General features: G+C 67.6%; 22 protein-coding genes and 1 pseudogene. 4 read left to right on the top strand and 19 right to left on the bottom strand.

Annotated elements, in window-relative coordinates:
- Positions 1–50 precede the first annotated feature (50 nt).
- On the bottom strand, positions 51–1,118 hold the full coding sequence (locus tag AQ610_RS30810) for an inositol-3-phosphate synthase (protein ID WP_009915929.1): 1,068 nt from the start codon (positions 1,116–1,118) through the stop codon (positions 51–53).
- Here AQ610_RS30810 and AQ610_RS36685 point away from each other — a divergent pair.
- A complete protein-coding gene (locus tag AQ610_RS36685; protein ID WP_144411861.1) occupies positions 1,117–1,365 on the top strand; it encodes a hypothetical protein in 249 nt (82 codons plus the stop codon). The two genes, AQ610_RS30810 and AQ610_RS36685, sit on opposite strands and share 2 nt — an antisense overlap.
- 201 nt (positions 1,366–1,566) lie before the next feature.
- Here AQ610_RS36685 and AQ610_RS37825 read toward each other — a convergent pair.
- The 10 genes and pseudogenes from AQ610_RS37825 to AQ610_RS30765 form a co-directional block, all read right to left on the bottom strand.
- A pseudogene (locus tag AQ610_RS37825) lies at positions 1,567–1,712 on the bottom strand (HAD family phosphatase); the annotation flags it as partial.
- Between the two features lie 187 nt (positions 1,713–1,899).
- A complete protein-coding gene (locus AQ610_RS30805; RefSeq protein ID WP_006028180.1) occupies positions 1,900–2,871 on the bottom strand; it encodes an alpha/beta fold hydrolase in 972 nt (323 codons plus the stop codon).
- Between the two features lie 6 nt (positions 2,872–2,877).
- The gene (locus tag AQ610_RS30800; protein WP_006028179.1) at positions 2,878–3,297 is read right to left on the bottom strand and encodes a PaaI family thioesterase; all 420 of its coding nucleotides are present in this window, start codon (positions 3,295–3,297) and stop codon (positions 2,878–2,880) included.
- Between the two features lie 13 nt (positions 3,298–3,310).
- Entirely contained in the window at positions 3,311–5,113 is a 1,803-nt protein-coding gene (locus tag AQ610_RS30795; protein WP_006028178.1) for a fatty acyl-AMP ligase, read from the bottom strand.
- Complete coding sequence (locus AQ610_RS30790; protein ID WP_006028177.1) at positions 5,110–6,132, bottom strand: amidohydrolase family protein; 1,023 nt, start codon at positions 6,130–6,132, stop codon at positions 5,110–5,112. Before AQ610_RS30790 ends, AQ610_RS30795 begins: the two co-directional genes overlap by 4 nt.
- Before the next feature lie 39 nt (positions 6,133–6,171).
- Positions 6,172–7,122, bottom strand: a complete 951-nt coding sequence (locus AQ610_RS30785) for an acyl-CoA desaturase (RefSeq protein WP_006028176.1) — start codon at positions 7,120–7,122, stop codon at positions 6,172–6,174.
- Positions 7,119–8,054 (bottom strand): class I SAM-dependent methyltransferase, encoded by a 936-nt coding sequence (locus AQ610_RS30780; protein WP_006028175.1) that lies wholly within the window; start codon positions 8,052–8,054, stop codon positions 7,119–7,121. Before AQ610_RS30780 ends, AQ610_RS30785 begins: the two co-directional genes overlap by 4 nt.
- A gap of 12 nt (positions 8,055–8,066) precedes the next feature.
- A complete protein-coding gene (locus AQ610_RS30775) occupies positions 8,067–8,351 on the bottom strand; it encodes an acyl carrier protein (protein ID WP_009915927.1) in 285 nt (94 codons plus the stop codon).
- A 25-nt stretch (positions 8,352–8,376) separates the two neighbouring features.
- Positions 8,377–9,411 carry an acyl-CoA desaturase gene (locus AQ610_RS30770; RefSeq protein WP_009915926.1) on the bottom strand — a complete coding sequence of 345 codons (1,035 nt, stop codon included), beginning with the start codon at positions 9,409–9,411 and terminating at the stop codon, positions 8,377–8,379.
- Positions 9,412–9,974: 563 nt separating this feature from the next.
- A complete protein-coding gene (locus tag AQ610_RS30765; protein ID WP_006028172.1) occupies positions 9,975–10,940 on the bottom strand; it encodes a GlxA family transcriptional regulator in 966 nt (321 codons plus the stop codon).
- 177 nt (positions 10,941–11,117) lie between these two features.
- On the opposite strand from AQ610_RS30765, the gene AQ610_RS30760 reads away from it, so the two are divergent.
- Positions 11,118–11,729: a cysteine hydrolase family protein gene (locus tag AQ610_RS30760; protein WP_009915925.1), complete on the top strand. Its 612-nt coding sequence runs from the start codon at positions 11,118–11,120 to the stop codon at positions 11,727–11,729.
- Between the two features lie 188 nt (positions 11,730–11,917).
- Here the strand turns inward: AQ610_RS30760 and AQ610_RS30755 are convergent, their stop codons facing one another.
- The gene (locus AQ610_RS30755) at positions 11,918–12,346 is read right to left on the bottom strand and encodes a cupin domain-containing protein (RefSeq protein WP_043283020.1); all 429 of its coding nucleotides are present in this window, start codon (positions 12,344–12,346) and stop codon (positions 11,918–11,920) included.
- 23 nt (positions 12,347–12,369) lie between these two features.
- Between AQ610_RS30755 and AQ610_RS30750 the strand changes: the two genes are divergently transcribed.
- Positions 12,370–12,834, top strand: a complete 465-nt coding sequence (locus tag AQ610_RS30750; RefSeq protein WP_080595153.1) for a DMT family transporter — start codon at positions 12,370–12,372, stop codon at positions 12,832–12,834.
- Positions 12,835–12,958: 124 nt separating this feature from the next.
- On the opposite strand, the gene AQ610_RS30745 is transcribed toward AQ610_RS30750, so the two are convergent.
- From AQ610_RS30745 to AQ610_RS30715, 7 genes are all read right to left on the bottom strand, one after another.
- Positions 12,959–14,620, bottom strand: coding sequence for an AMP-binding protein (locus AQ610_RS30745; RefSeq protein ID WP_006028168.1), 1,662 nt, complete (start codon positions 14,618–14,620; stop codon positions 12,959–12,961).
- Positions 14,621–14,773: 153 nt separating this feature from the next.
- The gene (locus AQ610_RS30740) at positions 14,774–15,658 is read right to left on the bottom strand and encodes a beta-keto acid cleavage family enzyme (protein ID WP_009915919.1); all 885 of its coding nucleotides are present in this window, start codon (positions 15,656–15,658) and stop codon (positions 14,774–14,776) included.
- 33 nt (positions 15,659–15,691) lie between these two features.
- Complete coding sequence (locus AQ610_RS30735) at positions 15,692–17,716, bottom strand: acetyl/propionyl/methylcrotonyl-CoA carboxylase subunit alpha (protein WP_006028166.1); 2,025 nt, start codon at positions 17,714–17,716, stop codon at positions 15,692–15,694.
- Positions 17,713–18,555 carry an enoyl-CoA hydratase/isomerase family protein gene (locus AQ610_RS30730; protein ID WP_006028165.1) on the bottom strand — a complete coding sequence of 281 codons (843 nt, stop codon included), beginning with the start codon at positions 18,553–18,555 and terminating at the stop codon, positions 17,713–17,715. The genes AQ610_RS30735 and AQ610_RS30730 overlap by 4 nt, the downstream gene beginning before the upstream one ends.
- A 6-nt stretch (positions 18,556–18,561) precedes the next feature.
- Positions 18,562–19,713 carry an acyl-CoA dehydrogenase family protein gene (locus AQ610_RS30725; RefSeq protein ID WP_006028164.1) on the bottom strand — a complete coding sequence of 384 codons (1,152 nt, stop codon included), beginning with the start codon at positions 19,711–19,713 and terminating at the stop codon, positions 18,562–18,564.
- Between the two features lie 12 nt (positions 19,714–19,725).
- Positions 19,726–21,342 carry an acyl-CoA carboxylase subunit beta gene (locus tag AQ610_RS30720; protein WP_006028163.1) on the bottom strand — a complete coding sequence of 539 codons (1,617 nt, stop codon included), beginning with the start codon at positions 21,340–21,342 and terminating at the stop codon, positions 19,726–19,728.
- A gap of 1 nt (position 21,343) precedes the next feature.
- Complete coding sequence (locus AQ610_RS30715) at positions 21,344–22,204, bottom strand: SDR family oxidoreductase (RefSeq protein ID WP_009915917.1); 861 nt, start codon at positions 22,202–22,204, stop codon at positions 21,344–21,346.
- A 310-nt stretch (positions 22,205–22,514) separates the two neighbouring features.
- Between AQ610_RS30715 and AQ610_RS30710 the strand changes: the two genes are divergently transcribed.
- Positions 22,515–23,687, top strand: a complete 1,173-nt coding sequence (locus AQ610_RS30710) for an acyl-CoA dehydrogenase family protein (RefSeq protein WP_080595152.1) — start codon at positions 22,515–22,517, stop codon at positions 23,685–23,687.
- Positions 23,688–23,795: the final 108 nt, after the last annotated feature.

Raw genomic sequence — 23,795 nt, 5'->3', positions numbered from 1 at the left:
GCCGCGACGGTCAACGGCGCGTGCGCGATTGCGTTCCGATTGCGCGATCGTCATGCTCGAACCGGGGCCGCGTCGAGCGCGCGGAAGCTCGCGTCGATGCTTTGCGGCGTGATCTTGTCGTGTCCGCCGACGGGCGACTTCAACAGCTTCGCGGCCGCGGCCGGAAAGCCGGCGAGCTTCGCGCGGCGCGATGCGGCCGCGATCCGGATCAGATCGATGATGACGCCCGCCGCGTTGCTCGAATCCTGCACCTTGAGCTTCAGGTCGAGCTGCACCGGCGTGCCGCCCCAGCCGACGCCTTCGATGTTCACGATCGCCACCTTGTTGTCCTTCAACTGGCCGATGTAGCCGGCCGACGGAATGACCTCGACGCGCGACGTATCGACGCCGTCCTGCGCGAGCGCATTCAGCTTCGATTGCTGCTTGCTCGCGCCGCGCTCGCGCAGGTTGCGGAAATCCTCGTTGCCGCCGAAGTTCAACTGATACGAGCTTTGCAGCGTGATGCCGCGGTCGCTGAGCAGCCCGAGCAGCGCGCGATGGACGACGGACGTGCCGAAGTGGCTCGCCAGATCGTCGCCGACGAGCGGCACGCCGGCCGCCTGATAGGCGTCGAGCAGCGCGGGCGTGCGCGCGACGAGCTCCGGCGTGCAGTTGACGAACGCGACGCGCGCGGCGAGCGCCGCGCGCGCATATGCTTCGGCCGCCCATTGCAGGCCGGTCGGCAGCGAATAGAGCAGCACTTCGGCCTCGCTTTCGCGCAGCCGGCGCACGACGTGCTCGAACGCGGCGTCGGCGTCGCCGGCGGACTCGCTGGTGAGGCCCTGATCCACCGGCACCGTGATGGCGGGCAGCGGCACGCCGAGCATCGGATAGTTGTTCGGCGGCGCGAGCACGGCTTCGTCGAACGGGCGGCTGACCTTGTTCGGATGGATGTCGAAGGCGGCGACGAATTCGACATCGCTGACGCCAATGCCGCCGATGCGCGGCCGTTTGACGCCGACGAACTCGCGCTCGTCGACGCCCCGGTCGCGAAGCGCACGATAGTATTCGACGCCCTGGAACAGCGCCGAAATGTTGTTGCCCACACCGGCGACTGCGAGACGAATGCGCTGAGCCATGTCTCTTTCTCCTTGTCATTCACGTGTATCCGCGGGACCGGATCATTTTTCGCAACGCCGCGCAATCCGATTGATAAATCGGCTTTGTTTCTATCGTTCGGATTGGATGAGTGGTTCGGCCGGGGAAATGGAAGGCGGCGGTTTTTATTGGCGAGGTGATTTTAAGAAAGCGCAACCATTCCATGTTAGTCGCTGGAGGGCGATTATCAAGGAAAATGGCGATGATTCATCGATGGAAAATGCGTGACGGAACCATGGATGACGTGTTGCGCAAATTTCAAATGGGGGCGAATTCCTTTAATTGCGCTTGATCCGGATGTTGTTTTTTTGATTTTATTTTAGTGGGGTTGGGAATATTTTGTGAGATTTATTAAATAAATTAACTTGTTGCGGGAGACTGGGAAAACGACCCTAAATCCATCGGCTTGCATACAACTTTGCCCGTTTCCGGAAACAGCTTGCCGAAGATCAAGTCGTCGGAAAAACCCATCACGTGGGTCTTGTAGTAATCGTATCGATTGACCGATTCCAGCGCGCGGGCAGCGCGTTATACGCGTTCAGATGCAATGCGTCGGTATGGGGCAAAGTTGAAATGTCGTAGTTCGCGGGTTTCGGCGCATGCTGGCGGCGGTTTGTGAACTGCCGGAGCGCATCGTGGGCCAACCTGGACTGATCACCATGAGCATGCGGGAGCTGGATCGTCGCGCCGTTGCCGCGGTCGTCCGTCTTGCGCAGTCGATCGAGCCCCTGCGCGTGAGAGCGCGTACACGCGCGCGCGCGATCAACGCGTGTCTTTCGCGTCCAACCAGGTCAGCAGTAGCTGCGAGAAGGCAGGACTGTCTTCGAGCTCCGGCGAATGCCCCGCGTGCGCGAAGCCCGGATGCCGGACTGCGTGCGGCACCTGCTGCGCGATCGACCATTTGTCGCTATGCCGATGCGTGCGATCCGCCGCGCCCCACGTGAGCAGCGTCGGCTGCGTCACCTGCACCGCGCGCGGCGTGCCGCTGTAAAAGCGCTGCCACAGCGACGCGAGGCAGCAGAACGCGCCGTGATCGAACGACGTATCGAGCATCGGCGCGAATTCGCGATAACGGTCTTTCGCCATTGCCTGCCGGAACCAGCCGGCGCCGATTTTTCGCGCGCCGAACGCGCACGCGCATTGCCCGACGAACGGTGTCGCGAGCAGGTTGCGCGCATCCACGTGCCGCGCCCACGCAACCTGCTCGTCCCATGCGGGGCTTTGCCAAAGCAGCAGCCTGCCGACGAGTGCCGGCTGCGCGGCCGCGATCTGCAACGCGATATGCGCCCATACGCACGAGAACGCGAGCAGGTAGGGCCCTTCGTTCAGGTTCGCGAGCAGCGCCTCGATCGCGGCGCGGTAATCGTCGAACGAAAACGTGAAATGCCGTTTCGGCACGGAGAAGCCGAAGCCCGGCGGCTCGAAGCAGACGATGCGCGTGTGCGGTGCGACGAGCGAGATCAACTGGTCGAAGTGCTCGACGACGCTCGGCGGATCGCAGACGAGCACGATCGTCGGCCGCCCGCTCGCGCGCGGGCCGGCCACGCGCACGCGGATCGTCGCGGCCGGCACGTCGCAAAAGCGCACGTCCGGCCTCGACTGCGCGGCCCAGCCGCGCGCGATCCGCGCCGCGCGCGGGCCGAGCCGCAGCGGATCGAGCCACGTCATGTCGAGGCCGTCGCGCCGCGCGCGCGCGGCCGCATGCGGCGTGTCCTTCAGGCGTCGCGTGCTCATCGCGATTTACTTCGTCGGCCAGAGGATCATCTGCGTGCAGCGGAACGTCGCGAGCAGCTTGTCCGTCTCGCGATGCCGGACGGTTGCGTCCCACACCTGCGTCATGCGGCCGCCATGAATCGCGCGCGCGTCGCAGACGATCGCGCCGTCGCGCGCCGAGCCCATGAAATTGCTCTTCAGCTCGAGCGTGCTGAAACTGGACGCGCCCTCCGGCAGGCTCGCGAGGCATCCGTAGCCGCACGCGGTATCGGCGAGGCTCACGATCGTGCCCGCATGAAGGATGCCGTGCGCGAGCACGGCCTGGCGGATCGTCAGCTCGGCGAGCACGTGGTTTTTCTCGACCTGCTTGATGACGACGCCGAGCAGGCCCGGCAGATAGTCGGCGCCGAATCGGTTGAAGTAGTCCGCGTCCAGTTTCTCTTGCATGCCGTGTTCCTCGTCAGATGTTCCGGGTGTCGTTCGGCGCGCCGGATGGCGCGCGCCACTGCGTGATCACCGGCAGCGTGTCGTTGAGAAACAGTTCGCGACAGGCGTGCCGCTGGACCTTTCCGCTCGTCGTCTTCGGTATCGCCGACGGCGACGTGAAGACGATATGGTGTACTGCAATGCCGTGATGCAGACTGATCGCCTGACGCAGCCTGCCGAACAGCGCGTCGGGCGTGCGGCCGGCTTCGTGCCCCCCGTCGCCGAACGCCTTCAGATAGCGCGCCCGCAGCTCGCGCACGACGGTCACTTGCGGCGCTGCGTCGGTGTCGAGCGCGAACACCGCGCAGCCGCCGGGACGAAACAGCTCGGCGTCGAGTTCCTCGATCGTCGCCTCGACGTCGTGCGGATAATGATTCGCGCCGCGAATCAGCATCATGTCCTTCAGTCGGCCCGTGACGAAAATTTCGGACCCCGATCGATAGCCGTAATCGCCGGTGCGCAGGAACCGCCCGCCGTAGCCGGGCAACTCGGCCTCGAAGGTCTGCTCGCTCAGCGCCCGATTATTCCAGTAGCCGAGCGCGACGCTCGGCCCTTGCGCCCAGATTTCGCCGACCCGGCCATCATCGCACGGAATGCGCGTGTCGGGATCGACGATCAGCGCCAGGCTGTCGCGCGCCGCGTCGCCGCAGCCGATCGCTGCGCCGGCGCGCCGCGCATCGGAGGCGCGCGCCGGCTCCGTGCCGCGCGGCGTAGCCGCGACGACGGGCGGCTGCGATTTCAGGCCGCCCGTCATGAACAGCGTGTGCTCGGCGAGGCCGTAGCACGGATAGAACGCGCGCTCGTCGAAGCCGCAGCGTGCGAAGCGCTGCGCGAACGCGTGCAGCGTGGCGGGCCGGATCGGTTCCGCGCCGACGAACGCGACGTCCCATGAGCGCAGGTCGAGCTTGTCGAAATCGGCATCGGCGATGCGCATCGCCGCGAGCATCTGATACGCGAAGTTCGGCCCGCCGCTCGTCGTCGCGCGCCGCTCGCCGATCGCGCGCAGCCAGCGCAGCGGGTGCTTGAGGAAATCGACGTGCGACATCAGCGTCACCGGAAAGCCGACGTAGAGCGGCTGCAGGATGCCGCCGATCAGGCCCATGTCGTGATACGGCGGCAGCCAGATCACGCCGCGGCTGCTCGCGTCGTGCTCGAAGCGGCTCGCGATCAGCGCCGAGTTGTGCAGCAGGTTCCGTTGGCTGATCATCACGCCCTTCGGCGCGCCGGTCGAGCCCGACGTGTATTGCAGATAGACGGGCGCGCGAGGGTCGACGGGGCGCGGCGCGCTGCGTTCGGCGTCGTCGTCGAGCGTGTCGATCGCGATCCAGTGCAGGCCGCCGAGCGCGGGCGAACCGGTTTCGACGCGACTCATGTCGTCGCGCACGAACGTCGTCGACAGGATCGCGGCCGGCGCGCAATCCGCGACGATGCCGGTCAGCCGCCGCAACGTGCGCTCCGGCTGCGCCGGCTCGACCGGATACGCGGGTACGGCGACGACGCCCGCATACATGCAGCCGAACAGCGCGACGATGTAGTCGATGCCGGGCGGGAACAGCAGCAGCACGCGGTCTCCGGGGCGGGCGATCTCCGAGAGCGTCGCCGCGACCGCAGCGGCGCGCGCGTCGAGCGCCGCGCACGTGAGATGCCGCTCGTCGCGATCGCCGCCGGTGACGAACGTGTAGACCGGCAGGTCGGGCTGATGCGCGGCGCGATATTGCGTGAGCGCGACGAAATCGGCGAATGCGTCGGCGGCCATCGTATCGGGCGGATGCTTCATCGCGTCGGCTCCGCGGCTGGTCGGCTCGCGGCGAGCGGGGCGGCCGAAGCATGTGCGCGCACGCCTGCGTCGCCCGTATCGCCTGCGTTGCTCGCATCGCCGCCGAACAATGCGCAGGCGTTGTCCCACAACACCTTGTGCAGCACCTCCGCTGGCAAGTAGCGCGTCAGTTGCCCGATCTCGAAATCCCACTCATACGGAATCAGCGGGAAATCGCTGCCGTACAGGAAGCGATCCGGACGGTCGCACATCTGCGGCACCAGTTGCTCGAGCGCGGGCTTCCAGGGCGCGGGCAGCCGCGGATGCGCGCCGCGCGTATGGCGCGTCTCGCGCAGCGGCCGGACATCGGGCACGGCCTCGCCCGTCGCGACGCGATGGCCGCCGAATGCCATCGCGGTATCGAAATGCAGGTTCGGGAATTCGTCGAGCAGATCGAGGTACGCCTGCACTTCGTCATAGCCGATGTGCGGGACGACGACCTTCAGCTCCGGCGTGCGCCGCATCGCGCGCCGAAACCGCCCGACGTTGCAGAGGCGGCGGATTTCGTCCATCCGCGCGTTGTTTTTCGCGAATGCGCCGGAATGCAGGTTCAGCACCTTGCCGCGTTCGGCGAGCGCTTCGAAAACAGGCGCGAGCGCGTCGTCGTCAGGCGCGATCCTCAGCAGATGACAGTGGATCTTGAGGCCGGCGAAGCCGAGCTCGTCGAGCACGCGAACGGTCTCGCGCGCGCAATCGCGGTCATGCGGATGCACGGTGCCGAACGGCACGACGAATGCAGGATGCCGCGCCGCCAGTTGCGCGACGAAGTCGTTCAGAAACGGCGCGATGCCCGGCTGCCCCGCATAGCAGATGCCGGCTGCGCGCGCGATGCCGTGCGCCTTCAGGAATGCGATCGATTGCTCGGCGAGCAGCTCGTAGCGAATCTTCCACGCGTCGCGCTCGTAGTTCTTCCAGACGAGCTTCGCTACGACATCCGGCAACACGTGCACGCGCGCATCGAAGATCCTGAGTGTCGTCATCGCGAGATCCGCCCGGTTTCGAAGGAAGGGGAGCGCGGGTCACGCATCGTCGCGCCGCGCGTTCGCGAGCCGCTCGCGAATCGCGTCCCGATCGGGGTGCTGCACGTCCCACACGAGTCCGAGCCGTTCGAGCAGCGCGATCAGCATGCCGGTCACGTCGATCTGCCAGCGGGTCAAGCGCGTGCTCGCATACTGCGGAAACGCGTGATGGTTGTTGTGCCAGCCGGCGCCGAGCGTCAGGATCGCGAGCCACCCCATGTTGCGGCTCTGGTCGCGGCCGGGAAACGGCCGGCGGCCGCCGAGCGCGTGGCCGATCGAATTGACCGCCCAGATCGCGTTCGTCGCGAGAAAGATCCGCACGGTCCCGCCCCACAGCAGGCCGAGCAGCGCGCCTTGCCACGACGGATCGAGCAGCCAGCCGATCGCGCCCGGCAGCAGCAGGCCGAGCAGCAGCCAGTAGTCATACGCGAGATGGATGCGCAGCAGCGCCGGATCGCGGTACATGTCGTTCGCATACTGGTTCCAGCCATTCGGGCGCGCGGACGGCGGATCGAACAGCCAGCCGACGTGGCCGTGCAGGATGCCCTTCGCGCGGCCGACGAAGTCGCGCCCGCCGAGTTGCGGCGTGTGCGGGTCGCCTGGCTGGTCGGCGTTCGCGTGATGCAGCCGGTGAATCGCGACCCACCACATCAGCGGCCCCATGTACGCGAGCGAACCGAGGATCGCGAGCGCGATCTTCACGGGCGGCTTTGCCTTGAACGTGCGATGCGCGAAGTAGCGATGCAGCGCGAGCTCCATGCCGAGGATGTTGAGCACGTAGAAGACCACGAGTATCGCGATGTCATGCGCGCGCGGCGCGAGGCCGAATCGAGCCCAGAGCGCGATCGCGGCGGCCGTGCCGGCGGCGGGTATCGCCGCGACGCCGAGATGGCGCGCGGACGACGCGCGGGACAGATGCCCGGACGCGCGACCGGCGGACGCGTCCTTCATGCGAGCGCCGCCCGATGCTGCGCGCCGGCGTCGATCCGGTTCGGCTCGATGCGCCGGAACGTGATCCGGTACAGCACGAACGCGCCGAGATCGAACGAATAGCTCATCGTCCGGTAAAGCCGCTCATAGCGCTCGACCACGTCGAGCGGCGCGAGCTCGAGCGCCTCGCGGCGATGCGCGCGCAGGTTCTCGAACCACGCGCGCATCGTCTTCACATAGTCGTGGCGATCGTTGCGCACGAGCTCGACTTCGAACAGCATCTCGGACGCGCGAACGATGTCCGCGAGATACGGCAGGTCCGATTCCGGAAAGACTTCGCGTGCGATGAAGAGGTCCGAATGCCGCCGGTCGCGCGGCACGTCGCCGTAGCCCATCGTCTGCAGCGAAAGGCGCCCGCCCGGCTTCAGGAAGTCGTGGCATTTCCTGAAGAAGTGCCGGTACGCCTGCCCCTTGTCTTCGTCGATCTTCGCGAAGTGCTCGAACGCGCCGAGCGAGATGATGCCGTCGAACGGCTGCTCGGGCGCGTAGTCCTGCCAGTTGCGCAGCAGCACGTCGACGTTCGGGTGCGCGTATTGCTCGCCGATGTAGCGGATCTGCTCGTTCGACAGCGTGAGCCCGACGGCTTCCTTCACGCCGGCGACCGTGACGAGCCGGTCGAGCAGCGCGCCCCAGCCGCAGCCGATGTCGAGCACGCGCGCCGCGCCGTGCCCCCGGATCTGCGCGATGTGGTAGTCGAGCTTGCGGATCTGCGCCTGCTCGTGCGTATCGCCTGCCTCGTACATCGCGCACGAGTAGTTGCGGCCGCGCTCCTGCGCGAGCGCGAGGAACGCATTGCCGATGTCGTAGTGGTACTGGATCGCGTCGGCGGACGCGCCGTACGGCGCGCCGCGGTTCGGCGCGACGGCTTCGCGGCTCTCGAGATGGACGGTCATCGTTCGGTCTCCCTATCGTCCGGCCGACAGATCGGCGAGCGCGCGGGCGAGCGTGTCGATCGTCGGATATTGATAGGGCAGGCTCGGGGACAGCTCGAAGCCGAGAAAGTCCTCGAGATCGCCGACCATCCTCATCGCGTCGGCCGAATCGAGGCCGTATTCGATGAACTGCCTGCTCACGTCGATCGAGCCGCTGTCGGCGTGCAGCCTGGCGGCCAGATAGCCGCTCATCCAGCCGACGATTTCCTCGTGGCTTCTTGCTTCGATTTCCACTGCCTTCAGGGTGGCGCTCTTCATTTTCGTGGCTCCCGTGGAGAGTCGTTCATGGTGCGATGCGCTTCTTTTCGATGAGTTCCGCGTTCGGACGATGCACGTCGTAGACGAGGCGCAGGCGTTCCAGCACGCGCACGAACAGCCCGCCCGGATCGATCTGCCACCAGTGCAGCCCGGTGAACGCGGACGCGGGGAACGCGTGATGGTTGTTGTGCCAGCCCTGCCCGAACGTCGGGATCGCGAGCAGCAGGCTGTTGCGGCTGCGGTCGTGCGCGGTCGTGTGGAAGTCGCGCCGGCCGATCACGTGGCACAGCGAATTCAGCGCCCAGATGCAGTGGCTGACCGCGAAGATCCGCACCATGTCGCCCCACAGGAAGCCGAGCAGCACGCCCATCCACGAGCGCGACGCGAGCCCGCAGACGAGCGGCGGCAGCGCGAGGCCGATCGCGACCCAGCGGTAGTACGCCATGTGCTGCCGGAAGACGAGCGGGTCCTGATAGAGGTCGGGCACATATTTCTCCCATCCCGCCGGCCGCGTCGATTCGCCGACGAAGAGCCAGCCCATGTGGCTGTGATACAGGCCCTTGAGCCGCCCGCCGATGTCTTCGCCCGACAGGTGCGGCGAATGCGGATCGCCGTCGCCGTCGCTCGTCGAATGATGGCGGCGATGCGTCGACGCCCACCAGTTGACTGGGCCGTGCGCGCCCATCGAGCCGAGCGCGATCAGCGCGGCGCGCACCCACGGCTTCGCCTTGAACGCCTTGTGCGTCACGTGGCGATGAAAGCCGACTTCGAGCCCGAGCGCGGTTGCGAAATAGAAGATCGCGAACACGATCCATTCGACGGCGCCCGGCCCATGACCGCCGATCCATGACGCGATCGCGGCGACCGTGCCCAACGCGGGGAGCAGCGTGACGGCGGCGGCGATGCGGCGATCGAGGCGGACGGCGGAGCGGGGCGAGATCGTTGTCGTGCGGGCGAAGCCATGCGAGCCGGAAGAAAAAGACGCGGGAATCGCGCTTCCGATCGCACCCTCGGGCTGGCTCGCACCTTCGTTCGTGGACGGAGGCTGGCCGGAACTCATCGGATGTCTCTCAGCAAATTGTTTGGTACATCTTTCATTGGCGATATTCGAAACTCAATATGAATTTTCCTATCGTCAATGCTGAAGTGTTTGGTGAACCGAAACAAATTATCAAGACGGCGTGCGGATTTGAATGCGTAAATGGATAAAGGCGGCCGGAAACCGTTTCCAGCGTTTGCCGGTCTTTCTAGTCTGCGTTTCGTCGTTTCGTTGCGTTGAACGGTGGACGGGGCCCGATTGGATGCTGATGACGATGTGAAGACGGTTGCCCGGATGCTGGAAACGATTCCTGAAACCGAAGAAATACTCGATTCGTGAGCCGATCTGCTTTTTTTCGATTCGGGTTCGGAAGCGGTTTCGGAATCGGGTTCGGATAACGTCCGGCCGCGCGGTATTGAAATGGGCGTCGATTAAATAAATGGAATGAATTCGTCTGCCGCCGAGCGAGCACGATTTCGATTCAATGCCGGATTGAATTGATTTATTCGCACTTCATTCGGCATTGTGTCGCGCACGTGGGCGCGTTCGGGGCGCCGAGCGACGGCGATCACCCGGCCGGCGCGTCAGCTCGCGGCGGCGAAACCGCGGCCGAACTGCTTCCGATACGCGCCCGGCGAAATCGAATAGGCGGCGGTGAAGTGCTGCCGCAGCGACACGGTCGATCCGAACCCGACGGTCTCCGCGATGCGCTCGACTGTCTTGTCGCTCGTCTCGAGCAGCCGCTGCGCGGCCGTCAGCCGATGATTCAGCAGCCATTGCGACACCGTCGTGCCGGTCTTCGTCTTGAAGCGCCGCGTGAAGTTGCGGCGGCTCATGCCCGCGCGCGCCGCCAGCGCGTCGACGCACAGCGGCTGTTCGAGATGCTCGATCGCCCAGTCGAGCACTGCGCTCAAGGGGTCGCCAGCCGTCGCCTTCGGCAGCGGCTGTTCGATGTATTGCGCCTGCCCGCCGTGCCGGTGCGGCGCGACGACCATCCGGCGCGCGACGTGGTTCGCGACGTCCGCGCCGTGATCGCGGCGCAGCAGATGCAGGCAGCAGTCGATCGCCGCCGCGGTGCCCGCCGACGTGAGGATGTTGCCGTCGTCGATGTACAGCACCTTCCGGTCGAGCCGGATCTTCGGGTACTTCTGCGCGAAATCGTCGCCCCATACCCAGTGCGTCGTTGCGGTGCGGCCGTCGAGCAGGCCGGCTTCCGCGAGGATGAACGTGCCGAGGCACAGGCCCGCGATTCGCGCGCCGCGCCGGTGCGCGACGCGCAGCGCGTCCAGCAGCGCCTCGGGCGGCCGCTCGCACGGATCGCGCCACGCCGGCACGATCACCGTGTCCGCTTCGGCGAGCACCGACAGATCGTGCGGCACGTCGATGCTGAAGCCCGACATCGTCGGCACGAGCCCTGTTTTCTCGCCGCAGATCAGCAAGCGATAGCGCGGCGCGCCGAGCCGCGCGAGGTCGTCGCCGAACACGATGCACGGCACCGACAGGTGGAACGGGCTGATGCCTTCGAATGCGATGACCGCGACGGTATGCATGGCGAGCGAGACGGCAGTGCGGAAAAGTGGCCCGATCCTATCACATGTTGTCTCTCGGGCCACTTTCGCGGCCGGTGCCGGGTCCGGATACTGACGTCTGTTTCGCCGCCGCGCAGGCGAGACGCGCAGCGACGGACGATGGGCGTGCGTCGCGCTTCATTCACGAGGAGATTCACGATGAGCCATCCCACCATTCGCACCCTGGCCGGCGCGAGCGCTCCGCAGGCAATCGAAGCCGCGAGCGCCGCGCTGCTGGTGATCGATTTCCAGAACGAATATTTCAGCGGCAAGCTGCCGATTCCCGACGGCGACCGCGCGCTGCGCAACACGCGGCGTCTCGTCGCGCACGCCGATCGCGCCGGCATCCGCGTGTTCCACATTCAGCACGTGACGCCCGCCGGCGGCCCGGTGTTCGCCGAGGACGGCGACGGCGTGCGCTTCCACGCGGAGCTGCAACCGGCGGCGAATCATCAGGTGCTGCGCAAGACGTCCGTCAGCGCGTTTCCGACGACCGACCTCGATGCGCGCCTGAAGGCCGCCGGCGTCGAGACGCTGATCATCGCGGGCCTGATGACGCATGCGTGCGTGTCGGGTGCCGCGCGCGACGCGGTGCCGCTCGGCTACGACGTGATCGTCGTCGACGACGCGTGCGCGACGCGCGATCTCGATCGCGCGGACGGCAGCGTGCTGCCGCACGCCGACCTGCATCGCGCCGCGCTCGCGACCGTCGACGACACGTTCGGCGACGTGATGGCGACCGACGACGTGTTGAAGCTGCCGCTCGTCTGAACGGGGCGCAGCCGGCGTCGGCCGGCCGCGCGAGGAGCCTGCCGATGACGAAAAGCGTCGCCGGTGCGCAACCGGAACACGATCGATCCTGCGGCGATTGAGGGAGCGGGAGGATGTCGGCACGCGCCCGATGTTTGTCGTCGCTGACAGGCGATCGGGCGATGCCACACGGCGGCCAGCCGCGGCGCCTACAGGCTCGGCGGCGTGGCTGCCGCAACGACGACGCACGTTTCGTTGCCTCTATTTCGGAATCGATGAGGAATCCGACTCTCGAAGAAATAGGCTTCGCCTGGGCCGAGTACGGCCACCTGGTCGCCGACCGTCACTTCCAGATGTCCCCGGATGACCAGTCCGGCTTCCTCGCCGGCATGGCTGAGCATCGCATCGCCGGTGTCGGCCCCTGGCTCATAGGTGTCTTCCATCATCTGCAACGCGCGCCGGCTCAAGTTCCGGCCGATCTGTCGAATCGTGTGCTTGCCGAGTGCGACGACGGTCAGGTCCTCGTGCTTATAGAAGATCCTCGTCGGCTCGTCGGCGCTCGCGTCAATCAACGATGTGACGGGGAGTTGGAAGCTGGCGGCGATTTTTTGCAGCGACGCAATCGTGGGACTGATCATTTGCATCCGGTTGTGTCAGTTCGCTGCTTGGCTCGCTTTGCGCCGCAATCGGCAGCAATTACACCAGCAGTCGACTGAAAAATGTCGGGTCGTTGGAAGTGACCGCAGGCTCATTTCTGTTCGGCGGTTTATTCACCCTGCCGCTGGTCGCGCTCGCGCCGGTCGCTTCGGTGCCGCATATCGTCGATTATGGGTATCTGCTCGTGCTCGGAAGCGTCATGAGCGGATTTGCTTACGTCGTCTATTTCAAGCTCGTGTCGGCGATTGGCGCGACGCGAGCGATCAGCGTCGAATTCGCGGTGACGGTCGTGGCCGTACTTGTCGGGGCGCTTCTGCTGGGCGAGAACCTCTCGAACGCCCAGATCATCGGAGCCGTCATCATCATGAGCGGCTGTGCGCTGGTGCTTGGGAGCGTTCCTGGCGGGCGGCGACGGCGCGTCGAGCGTTATCGGCCGGCGTGCTCCGCGGCCCGCAGGGACCGCGCGTAGTTTTGCGGCGGACCGTTGCACGCGATGGTCCACCGTGGTGGGCGGGAAGATTGACGCGGTTGAACCTGTTCTTGCCGGTTTCGCCGGCTACGTTTCTTGTTCACGCCCGCAGTGTTCTCACGCGTCAAACCCCATCGGACTCCCAAACGACCGCCGCCCCGCGCGCATCCCACGCCTCGAGAAACGGCGCATACCGCGCCTCCACACGATTGCGGCGCACCTTGAACGTCGGCGTGACGAAGCCGCTCGTCTCGTTCCAGATCGAATCGACGACCACGACGAAGCGCAGCTTCTCGTGATCGTCGAGGCTTGCGTTGACGCGCTCGAGATGCTCGCCGAGCGATGTCTCGAGCGCCGCGCGCCGGCCGTCGCCGTCGAACCGGCGGCCCTCGTCGGACAGCGACACGAGCGCGCACGGCTGCGGCAGCCCCGCGCCGACCACGCAGCACGCGTCGACGAACGGATGCGTCGCGAGCCGGCTCTCGATCGGCGACGGCGCGATGTACTTGCCCTTGCTCGTCTTGAAGATTTCCTTTACGCGCCCGGTGATCTTCAGGCGGCCCGCTTCGTCGAGCTCGCCCTTGTCGCCGCTGCGCACGAAGCCGTCGGGCGTGAAGAGCGCGGCGCTCAGATCGGGGCGCCTGTAATAGCCGATCGTGTTGCCGGGCGAGCGGATCTCGATCTCGCCCGTCGCGGCGAGGCGGCTCTCGACGTCCCGCACCGGCGCGCCGACATAGCCGGGCCGCATGTCGTGCTGCCGGCACGAGTGCGACACGCCGCACACTTCGCTCATCCCGTAGCCTTCGAGCAGCTCGAGCCCGAGATCGCGATACCAATTGAGCAGCGCGGGCTCGATCGCCGCGGCGGCGCTCGCGGCGAGGCGGACCTGATCGAGGCCGAGCTGCTGCAGGATCAGCGGCTTCATCGCGTCGGGAATCGGCCCTGGCGGCAGGCGGTTCGCCACCGCGTGCCGGAACTTCGCCCATAGGCGCGGCACCGAGATGAAGAACGTCGGCCGCGCGCGTTGCAGATCGGCGATGAACGTATCGAGCGATTCGCTGAAGTAGATCGTGAAGCCCGCGCGCACCGACAGCATTTCGACGTAGCCGCGCTCGGCGACGTGCGACAGCGGCAGATACGAGATCATCCGGTCGTCCGGGCCGATCTGGATCAGGTCGAAGACCGGCTCGACGCACCAGCCGAGCGCGCCGAACGTCAGCATCACGCCTTTCGGGTCGCCGGTCGTGCCCGACGTGTAGACGATCGTCGCGAGCTCGTCGGCCGCGCGCGTCACGTGCTCCGCGAGCGGCGCCGTGTCGCGGACGATGTCGTCCCACGTCGCGCCGACGGACGACGCATCGGACAGACAGGGCAGGCCAATGCTGCGCACCTGCGGCGGCACGCCCGCGCGCATCGGCTCCCACGCGTCGAGCTTGCCGACGAACAGCGCCGCCGCTTCGCAGTGCGTGAGCACCTGCCGGACCGATTCGGCGCCGAGCGTCGGATAGATCGGCACCGACACGTGGCCGCTCAGCCAGATCGCGAAATCGGCGAGTATCCAGTGCGCGCAGTTTTTCGACAGGATCGCGATGTTCGATCCGCGCGGCAGATCGAGCGCGCGCAGATGTGCGGCGATGCGGCGCGCTTCGTCGATGGCCTCGCGCCACGTGAAGCGGCGCACGTCGCCGCCGCCCGTCGGCTGCACGAGCCATACGTCGTCGGCGCGCGCGCGTTCCCAGTGCTGAAGGCGTTCGAGGGGCAGGTTGCCCAGGGCGATCGAGGTCAATGTCGTCTCCTTGCGAGCCGCGTGCGCGCAACGCGGCCGCGGTCCCGGTTCGTGTGTCGTTCGTTGCCTTGGCCTATCCGGCGCATTCGAACCGCGCCGACGCGCGCCGGTTTTCGCCGGTTCGGGGCGGATTCGATCGTCTCCCGAAAATGCTCACCTTTCGATCATGTGTATCGCGTGCGTGCCGAGTATCCGCCGCGCATCCCGCGGCGATGCGATCTCGCGCCCGGCTTCGCGCGCGATCGTCGCGATCGCGTCGACGAGCCGCGCGTTCGACGTCGCGCGCGCGCCGTCCGGCAGATAGAACGTGTCTTCGAGCCCGGTGCGCAATTGCCCGCCGAGCTCGGCCGTGCGCCGATGCAGCGCCCAGATGTTCGCGCGGCCGATCGCGGTGACTTGCCACGTCGAATCCGGACGCAGCAGCCGGATCAGGATCGGCAGCAGCTCGGGATCGGCGGGCATGCCCGACTCTACGCCCATCACGAAGTTGTAGTTCGATCGTCCCTCGAACAGGCCGGCGCGCGCGTACATGTCGATGCAGCGGACGATGCCGGTATCGAAGCATTCGAACTCGGGCACCGCGCCCGTCTCGGCCATCGTCGCGAGAAACGAAGCGACTTTCTCGACCGGGTTGTCGAACAGCATCGGCGGCCATGCCCATGCGCCATCCGCCTTCACCTTCAGATAGTTGAGCGAGCCTGCGTTGCATGCGGCGATCTCCGGGCGGATCGCGCGGATGCACGCGAGCGGCCCGTCGACGTTCGGCCCGACGATGCCCGTCGACTGATTGAAGATCACGCCTGGGCACGCCTCGCGGATCGCCTGCGCGATCTCGGCCGCGAGCCGCGGGTCCCACGAAGGCAGGTGGCCGCGGTCCGGCTCCTGCCGGCGGAAGTGCACATGCACGCACGACGCGCCGGCGTCGTACGCGCCCTTTGCTTCGCGCGCCATCTGCTCGGGCGTGACGGGCACGTTGAATTGCTTCGGGTCCGTGAAGATGCCGTTCAGCGCGCACGTGATGACGACGGGATGGCTCATCGGAAAATCTCCTTGTATCGAATGCGGCCGCATTCAGCCGGCTTGCGGCTCGAGTTGCGCGAGCACCTGGCCGGGCGCGACCTGCTCGCCCGCGCGCGTGCCGAGCGACGCGACCCGGCCCGCGAACGGCGCGGTGATCGCGTGCTCCATCTTCATCGCTTCGAGCACCATGACGGTCTGCCCGGCGCGGACTGTCGCGCCTTCGTCGATGTCGACCGCGATCACGCGGCCGTTCATCGGCGCGCGCAGCACGCCGTCGCCGCCGGCCGCGCCGGCGCTCGCCCGGCCTTCGCGGTTGTGGATCGCGAACGCGTGATCGACGCCGTCGACTTGCAGCCACAGGCGGCCGTGCGCGATCGCGAAGCAGCACGCGTGCGCGCGGCCGTCGATCGCGACCGTCGACGGCTCGCCGGGGCGCGCGGGCCGGGCAGCATCGAGCGCGATCGGCGAGCGGCCGTGCGCGTGCACGACGGCGCGCTGCCGATCGATCGTCACGATGCCGCGTCGCGCCTGCGCGTGCTCCGCGCCCGCGTTTGCGTTCGCGGTCGCGTTTGCCGACGACAGCCGATACGGCACAGGCAGCGGCGCGCCGTTGCGCCAGCCGCGCCACGCCGGCGGCAACGCGTCGGCGCGATCGACGGCGGCGACCGACAGCCACGCGGCGATCGCCCACGCCGCTTCCGTCGGCGCGCAGCGGCGGCTGTCGTTGTCGGGGAAGTGCTCGGCGACGAACGCGGTGGATACCGCGCGCCCGTCGGCGAATGCGGGATGCCGCAGCACGCGCGCGAGAAACGCGCGGTTGGTCGGCACGCCGAGCAGTACCGTGTCGTCGAGCGCGTGCGCGAGCCGGTCGAGCGCCTGCGCGCGCGAGCCGCCGTGCGCGATCAGCTTGCCGAGCATCGAGTCGTAGAACGGGCTGATCGCGATGCCGTCAGCGAGCGCATGATCGCAGCGCGCATGGCGGCCCGGCCGCCACGTCAGCACGCTGCCCGTGCGCGGCAGGAAATCGTCGGCGGGATCTTCCGCGCAGAGACGCACTTCGATCGCGTGGCCGTCGAGCCGGATGTCCTGCTGCGCGAGCGGCAACGCGTCGCCCTGCGCGACGCGCAGTTGCCATTCGACGAGATCCTGCCCGGTGATCAGCTCCGTCACCGGATGCTCGACTTGCAGCCGCGTGTTCATTTCCATGAAGTAGAACCGGCCTTCGCGATCGAGCAGGAATTCGACGGTGCCCGCGCCGACGTAGCCGATCTCGCGCGCGGCGGCCACGGCCGTGGCGCCTAGCCGCGCGCGCAGCGCGGCGTCGACCACTGGCGACGGCGCTTCCTCGACGATCTTCTGATGACGGCGCTGCACGGAGCAATCGCGCTCGCCGAGATGGACGACGTGGCCGTGCGCATCGGCGAATATCTGCACCTCGACGTGGCGCGGCTCGATCACCGCGCGCTCGACGATCATCCGGCCGTCGCCGAACGCGTGCCGCGCCTCGGACACCGCGAGCTTCAGCGCGGCGGGCAGCGCGTCTCGCGTATCGACGCGGCGCATCCCGCGCCCGCCGCCGCCCGCCGCCGCCTTCAGCATTACCGGACAGCCGATTCGTTCGGCTTCCGAAAGGATGCGCGCTTCGCCCTGATCGTCGCCGTCGTAGCCGGGCACGACCGGAATGCCGGCCGCGGCCATCCGGCGGCGCGCGCGCGCCTTGTCGCCCATCGCGTCGATCGAGTCGGCGCGCGGGCCGACGAACACGAGGCCCGCGTCGGCGATGCGTCGCGCGAACGCCGCATTCTCGGACAGGAAGCCGTAGCCCGGATGAATCGCCTGCGCGCCGCTTTTCAGCGCGGCGTCGATCAGCTTGTCGATCGACAGATACGGCTCGGCGGGCGTCGCGCCGCTGATTGCTACCGCGTCGTCGCAGGCGGCGACGTGCGGGCTGCGCGCATCCGCTTCGGAATGGACCGCGATCGTCGCGATGCCGAGCCGCCGTGCGGTGCGCGCGATGCGCACCGCGATCTCGCCGCGGTTCGCGATCAGGAGCCGGGTGAAGCGGCGCGCGCTCATCGCGTCTCCGGCGGCGCGGGCGCGTCGCTCGCCCAGTGGGGCAAGCGCTTGCCGGACAACGCGGCGAGCCCTTCGGCGACGGCGCCCGAGCGCAGCGCGGCCGCGAACTCGCCGGCGGCCGCATCGAGGACGGCGCCGCGCTCGCGGCGCAACGCGGTGGCGACGATGCGCTTCGTCGCGCGCTGCGCGGCCGGTTCGCATGCGAGCACGCGCGCAAGCTCGCTGCGCAACAGCCGGTCGATGCCGTCCGCGCCCGCGATTTCGTCGACGAGGCACGCATGCAGCGCGTCGGCGGCCGACAGACGGCGGCCCGTCAGCATCAGCCAGCGGCCGCGCGCGGCGCCCGCGCGCGCGACGATGAACGGCGCGATCTGTGCGGGCGGCAGCCCGAGCGATGTTTCGGGTATCGAAAGATATGCGTCGCTCGCGATCAGCACGCGATCGCATGCGGCCGCGAGCCCGCAGCCGCCGCCCGCCGCCGCGCCTTCGACGACGGCGAGCGTCGGCATCGGCAACGCCGCGAGCTTGTCGAGCAATGCGCCGAACCGGCGATTCGACGCCGCGATCGGGTCCGGCTCGCCGACGGGCGCCGGCTCGCGCATCATCGCGCTGAAGCCGCCGAAATCGCCGCCCGCGCAGAACACGCCGCCCGCGCCGCGCAGCACGAACGCGCGCACGGTGTCGTCACGGGCCGCGCGCTCGCACTCCGCGTCGAGCGCCGCGACGAGATCGTCGCTCAGCGCGTTGCGCCTGGCGGGCCGATTCAATGTCGCGAACACGATGCCGTTCGCGTGCGCGACATGCAGCGGCGCGAGCGTCGAGGAAGTCGTCCAGGTCATCGCGCGTCACTCCCGCGGCAGCGTGCCGAGCTTCTTGCAGATGATGCCGAGCATCACTTCGTCCGCGCCGCCGCCGATCGAGAAGAGGCGCGTGTCGCGGTACGTGCGCGAGATGCTCGATTCCCATGCGAAGCCCATGCCGCCCCAGAACTGCAGGCAACTGTCGGTGACTTCGCGCGCGAGGCGTCCCGCCTTCAGCTTCGCCATCGACGCGAGCGTCGTCACGTCGCCGCCTTGCACGTACAGCTCCGTTGCGCGATACGTGAGCGCGCGCAGCGCCTCGACCTCGGTCTTCAGCTCGGCGAGCCGGTAATGGACGACCTGATGATCGAGCACCGGCCGCCCGAAGATTTTGCGCTGGCGCGTGTAGTCGATTGTTTCGTCGATCGAACGATCGAGCACGACGAGCGCGGCCGCCGCGCCGTAGAGCCGCTCCTCCTGGAACTGCAGCATCTGGTACGTGAAGCCCTGGCCTTCCTCGCCGATCAGGTTGCGGCGCGGCACGCGCACGTCGTCGAAAAAGATCTGCGCGGTGTCCGACGAGTGCATGCCGATCTTGCGGATCTTCTTTTCGATGTGCACGCCCTTCGATTTCAGCGGCACGACGATCAGCGATTTGTTTCGGTGCGGCGGCCCGTCCGACGTGTTCGCGAGGCAGCACATCCAGTCGGCCTGCGTGCCGTTCGTGATCCAGAGCTTCGTGCCGCTGATCACGTAGTCGTTGCCGTCGCGGCGCGCGCTCGTGCGGATCGACGCGACGTCCGAGCCCGCGCCCGGCTCCGATACGCCGATGCACGACACCTGCTCGCCCGCGATCGCGGGCGCGAGAAACTCGTCGCGCAATGCGTCGGAGCCGAAGCGCGCGAGCGCGGGCGTCGCCATGTTCGTCTGCACGCCGATCGCGAGCGGCACGCCGCCCGCCGCGCAGACGCCGAGCGCCTCGGCCATCACGAGCTCGTAGCTGTAGTCGAGGCCGCCGCCGCCGAACGCGGCGGGCTTGCTCAGGCCGAGCATGCCGAGCGCGCCGAGCTTGCCGAACACGTCGTGCGCGGGAAAGATGCCGGCTTCCTCCCATTCGTCGACGTGCGGATTGACCTCCTGCTCGATGAAACGCCTGACGGTGCGCGAGATCGCTTCGTGTTCTTCGGTGAAGTGCATGATGTCTCCAGATCAGGGGCGGGCGACGCCGAACGTGAGCGGCTGGACTGATTGGCGGCGGCCGGCGCGGCAGACGGCGAGCGCCAGTGCGATCACGCGGCGCGTGTCGCGCGGATCGATGACGCCGTCGTCGAGCATGCGGCCGGACGTGTAGAACGCGTGCGTCTGGCGCTCGAAATTCGCGACGATCTTCTCGCGCAGCGCGTCGATCCGCGCGCGGTCGGGCTCGATGCCTTTCGCGCGCGCCGCGCCTTCCGTCACGATCGCCATCGTGAGCGCCGCCTGCTCGGCGCCCATCACCGCGGTGCGCGCGTTCGGCCACGAGAACACGAACGCCGGATCGAAGCCGCGGCCGCACATTCCGTAATTGCCGGCGCCGAACGATGCGCCGCAGAGAATCGTGACCTGCGGGACGGTCGCGTTCGATACCGCCTGGATCATCTTCGCGCCGTGCTTGATCATTCCCGCGCGTTCGGACTCCTTGCCGACGATGAAGCCCGTCGTGTTCTGCAGATAGACGAGCGGCACGTCGCTCTGGCAGCACGCCTGAATGAAGTGCGTCGCCTTCGTCGCGCCGGCGGGATCGAGCGGGCCGTTGTTCGTCACGATGCCGACGGGCATGCCGTGGAGGTGCGCGTGCGCGCAGACGGTGGACGGCCCGTACGACGGCTGGAACTCCAGAAAATCCGATGCGTCGACGATCCGCGCGATCACCTCGCGCATGTCGACGGGCTTCTTGCCGTCGCGCGGCAGGATGCCGAGCAGTCCTTCGGAATCGAGCGCGGGCTCCACGCCCGTGGGCAGCGCCGCTTCGCGTTCGCGCCAGCCGAGCTTGTCGACGAGCTCGCGCAGGAGCCGGATGCCGTCGGCGTCGTCGTCCGCGACGTATTCGGCGAGACCCGACACGCTGGCATGCATCGTCGCGCCGCCGAGCTCCTCGTCGGTCGCGATCTCGCCCGTCGCGGCCTTCAGCAGCGGCGGGCCGGCGAGAAACGCCTTCGCGCGGCCGCGCACCATCACGACGTAGTCGGACAGCCCCGGCATGTACGCGCCGCCCGCGGTCGACGAGCCGTGCACGAGCGTGAGCACCGGAATGCCGGCGGCGGACAGCTTCGCGAGCTGGAAGAAATGGCGGCCGCCATGAATGAATTCCTCGACGCGGTATTGCATCAGGTTCGCGCCCGCCGATTCGACGAGATGCACGAACGGCAACCGGTGCTCGAGCGCGATTCGCTGCAGCCGCTGGAATTTTTCGAGGCCCATCGGTTGCAGCGCGCCCGCGTCGATGCCCGAATCGGCGACGACGATCATGCAGCGCGTGCCGCTCACGTAGCCGATGCCGCCGATGAGTCCCGCGCCTGGCACCGACTTGTCCGGGTCGCTTTCGCCGACCAGATAGCCGGCGAGCGATGCGAGCTCGAGAAACGGCGCGCCGGCGTCGACGAGCAGCGCGAGCCGCTCGCGCGGCAGCAGTTGCCCGCGCTTGTCGAAGCGCGGGCCGGCCTTCGCCGATTCGTCCGCGGCGCGTGCGTTCAGCGCGTGCCATTGCGCGATCAGCGTGCGCATGTGATCGGCGTTGTCGCGGAACGCGGCGCTTGCGGTGTCGAGGCGGGAGTCGAAGATCGGCATGTCAGCGCTTGAAGAGTTCGGGCACGGTCGCGCGATGGAAGCCGTCGAACGGCGCGTTCGCGTCGGCGGGCTGCATCGCGAAGTGACGGCGCGCATTCGGCGCGCCGCCGTCGACGCGCAGGCACGCGCCGCTGATGAACGACGCGGCGTCCGACAGCAGGAACGCGATCGCAGCCGACACTTCGGCTTCGTTGCCGATGCGGCCGAGCGGCACCATCTTCGGCAGGCCGCGCAGCATCGGCTTGATCGAATCGGGATACGTGTCCATGCCGCTCGACGCGATCCAGCCGGGCGCGACCGCGTTCACGCGCACGGGCGCCCATTCGGCGGCGGCCGTCTCGGTGAAATTCAGCATGCCGGCGCGCGCGGCGCCGCTGTGGCCCATGCCGGTCATCCCGTGCCACATGTCGGCGATGATGTTGACGATCGCGCCCGTCTTGCGCGGCTTCATCGATTGCAGATAGCACTCGCGCGCGACGAGAAAGCCGCCGAGCAGGTTCGTGTTCAGCACCGCCTGCCAGCCTTTCGCGCTGATCTGCTCGAGCGGCGCGGGAAACTGGCCGCCCGCGTTATTGACGAGCAGATCGACGCGACCGTGCCGCTCGACGATCTGCGCGACCGCCCGCCGGACGCCGTCCTCGTCGCGGATGTCGCATGCGATCGCGTCCGCGCGAGCGCCGTCCTCGTGGATCTCGGCCGACACGTTCGCGAGCTTGTCCGCGTTGCGGCCGAGCAGCACGACGTGCGCGCCGAGCGATGCGAGCTCGTGCGCGCAGCAGCGGCCGATGCCGCTGCCGCCGCCCGTGACGAGCGCGACCTTGCCGTCGAAGCTGCCTGCGCGAAGTTGTGAGCGATATCCCATGGGAAGTCTTCCGTCAGTCGGGAAACAGATCGTCCGGAAACGGCGCTTGTGCTCGCCCGCGCGGTGCGCGTGGCGAGCACGAGCGCCGCTGGCGACCACGGCCTTTCGCTGCTGCGGCGCGTTCGCCGGGGGAGCCGGATGCCGCCGTGCGATGTGCGCATCGTAGCGCCGCGAATCCAATAAATCAATCGGTTGATTTATTTTTAGAGGGTTCCTAGAATCGGCACGAACGGCGCCGTTCCGCGAAGGCCGTTCCCCCCGGAAAGCGGGCCCCCGGAAGGCCGGCCCGGCGAACCGACAGGAGGCACCGATGCATCCCATGACCCCGAACCCGGCGTACTACCGGCCCGAACACATCGAATGGCAGGACACGCTGCGCCGCTTCGTCGCCAAGGAGATCTCGCCTTACGTGAACGACTGGGACGAGGCGGGCGAGTTTCCGCGCGAGCTGTACGAGAAGGCAGCGCAAGTCGGGCTGCTAGGCATCGGTTTTCCGGACGCATACGGCGGGATCGAGAGCGTCGACATGTTCCATCGGCTGATCTGCTCGATCGAGCTTGCGCGCTGCGGCGCGGGCGGCGTCGTCAGCTCGCTGATGTCGCACACGATCGGCGCGCCGCCGATCGCGCATGCTGGCAGCGCTGAACTGAAGGCGCGCGTGCTGCCCGGCATTCTCGCGGGCCGCAAGGTCTCGGCGCTCGCGATCACGGAGCCGGGCGGCGGCTCGGACGTCGCCGCGCTGCGCACGAGCGCGATGCGCGACGGCGATCGCTACGTCGTGAACGGCGAGAAGGTGTTCATCACGTCGGGCATCCGCGCCGATTACTACACGGTTGCCGTGCGCACCGATCCGGGTGCGCTGGGCGCGAAGGGGCTGTCGCTGCTGCTCGTCGAAGACGGTACGCCGGGCTTGTCGAAGACGCCGTTGAAGAAAATGGGCTGGTGGGCGTCCGATACCGCGCATCTGCGCTTCGACGATTGCCGCGTGCCGGCTGCGAACCTGATCGGCCCGGAGGGCGGCGGCTTTGCGCTTGTCATGCAGAACTTCAATCTCGAGCGCTTCAGCCTCGCCGCGTCGGCGCTCGGCTTCGCGCAAGTCTGCTACGACGACGCGCTCGACTGGGCGCGGCAGCGAAGGACGTTCGGGCAGCGCGTGGCCGATCATCAGGTGATTCGGCACAAGCTCGTCGACATGGCGATGCGCATCGGCGCGACGCGCGCCTGGCTCGAGCAATGCGCGTGGCAGATCGATCACGTCGACAGGCGCGCGCCGGAGCTCGTCGCGACGATCTGCATGCTGAAGAATTTCGCCACGCAGACGATGCAGTTCTGCGCGGACGCCGCCGTGCAGATCCTCGGCGGCATGGGCTACATGCGCGGCACGCGGCCCGAGCGCATTTACCGCGAGGTGAAGGTCAACATGATCGGCGGCGGCGCGGAGGAGATCATGAAGGACCTCGCCGCGCGGCAGCTCGAGTACTAGGGGCTGTTTGCATACGGAACGCACATGCGTTGCCACGAGAGCGGCCGCTCGTCGCTTGTTTGGCTCGGTCAAACGGCGCGCGCGGGCGGATCGGCTTTGCAAGCGTTT

The sequence above is a fragment of the Burkholderia humptydooensis genome (assembly GCF_001513745.1).
Classification (GTDB): domain Bacteria; phylum Pseudomonadota; class Gammaproteobacteria; order Burkholderiales; family Burkholderiaceae; genus Burkholderia; species Burkholderia humptydooensis.
The sequence above is the reverse complement of the archived record's forward strand: the minus strand, read 5'-3'. Positions and strand labels throughout refer to the sequence as shown.

What these genes read in the sequence shown, in the direction of transcription:
- AQ610_RS36685 (WP_144411861.1), top strand. Translation starts at nt 1,117, where the DNA reads ATGTCTCTTTCTCCTTGTCATTCACGTGTATCCGCGGGACCGGATCAT.
- AQ610_RS30810 (WP_009915929.1), bottom strand. Translation starts at nt 1,118, where the DNA reads ATGGCTCAGCGCATTCGTCTCGCAGTCGCCGGTGTGGGCAACAACATT.
- AQ610_RS30805 (WP_006028180.1), bottom strand. Translation starts at nt 2,871, where the DNA reads ATGAGCACGCGACGCCTGAAGGACACGCCGCATGCGGCCGCGCGCGCG.
- AQ610_RS30800 (WP_006028179.1), bottom strand. Translation starts at nt 3,297, where the DNA reads ATGCAAGAGAAACTGGACGCGGACTACTTCAACCGATTCGGCGCCGAC.
- AQ610_RS30795 (WP_006028178.1), bottom strand. Translation starts at nt 5,113, where the DNA reads ATGAAGCATCCGCCCGATACGATGGCCGCCGACGCATTCGCCGATTTC.
- AQ610_RS30790 (WP_006028177.1), bottom strand. Translation starts at nt 6,132, where the DNA reads ATGACGACACTCAGGATCTTCGATGCGCGCGTGCACGTGTTGCCGGAT.
- AQ610_RS30785 (WP_006028176.1), bottom strand. Translation starts at nt 7,122, where the DNA reads ATGAAGGACGCGTCCGCCGGTCGCGCGTCCGGGCATCTGTCCCGCGCG.
- AQ610_RS30780 (WP_006028175.1), bottom strand. Translation starts at nt 8,054, where the DNA reads ATGACCGTCCATCTCGAGAGCCGCGAAGCCGTCGCGCCGAACCGCGGC.
- AQ610_RS30775 (WP_009915927.1), bottom strand. Translation starts at nt 8,351, where the DNA reads ATGAAGAGCGCCACCCTGAAGGCAGTGGAAATCGAAGCAAGAAGCCAC.
- AQ610_RS30770 (WP_009915926.1), bottom strand. Translation starts at nt 9,411, where the DNA reads ATGAGTTCCGGCCAGCCTCCGTCCACGAACGAAGGTGCGAGCCAGCCC.
- AQ610_RS30765 (WP_006028172.1), bottom strand. Translation starts at nt 10,940, where the DNA reads ATGCATACCGTCGCGGTCATCGCATTCGAAGGCATCAGCCCGTTCCAC.
- AQ610_RS30760 (WP_009915925.1), top strand. Translation starts at nt 11,118, where the DNA reads ATGAGCCATCCCACCATTCGCACCCTGGCCGGCGCGAGCGCTCCGCAG.
- AQ610_RS30755 (WP_043283020.1), bottom strand. Translation starts at nt 12,346, where the DNA reads ATGATCAGTCCCACGATTGCGTCGCTGCAAAAAATCGCCGCCAGCTTC.
- AQ610_RS30740 (WP_009915919.1), bottom strand. Translation starts at nt 15,658, where the DNA reads ATGAGCCATCCCGTCGTCATCACGTGCGCGCTGAACGGCATCTTCACG.
- AQ610_RS30735 (WP_006028166.1), bottom strand. Translation starts at nt 17,716, where the DNA reads ATGAGCGCGCGCCGCTTCACCCGGCTCCTGATCGCGAACCGCGGCGAG.
- AQ610_RS30730 (WP_006028165.1), bottom strand. Translation starts at nt 18,555, where the DNA reads ATGACCTGGACGACTTCCTCGACGCTCGCGCCGCTGCATGTCGCGCAC.
- AQ610_RS30725 (WP_006028164.1), bottom strand. Translation starts at nt 19,713, where the DNA reads ATGCACTTCACCGAAGAACACGAAGCGATCTCGCGCACCGTCAGGCGT.
- AQ610_RS30720 (WP_006028163.1), bottom strand. Translation starts at nt 21,342, where the DNA reads ATGCCGATCTTCGACTCCCGCCTCGACACCGCAAGCGCCGCGTTCCGC.
- AQ610_RS30715 (WP_009915917.1), bottom strand. Translation starts at nt 22,204, where the DNA reads ATGGGATATCGCTCACAACTTCGCGCAGGCAGCTTCGACGGCAAGGTC.
- AQ610_RS30710 (WP_080595152.1), top strand. Translation starts at nt 22,515, where the DNA reads ATGCATCCCATGACCCCGAACCCGGCGTACTACCGGCCCGAACACATC.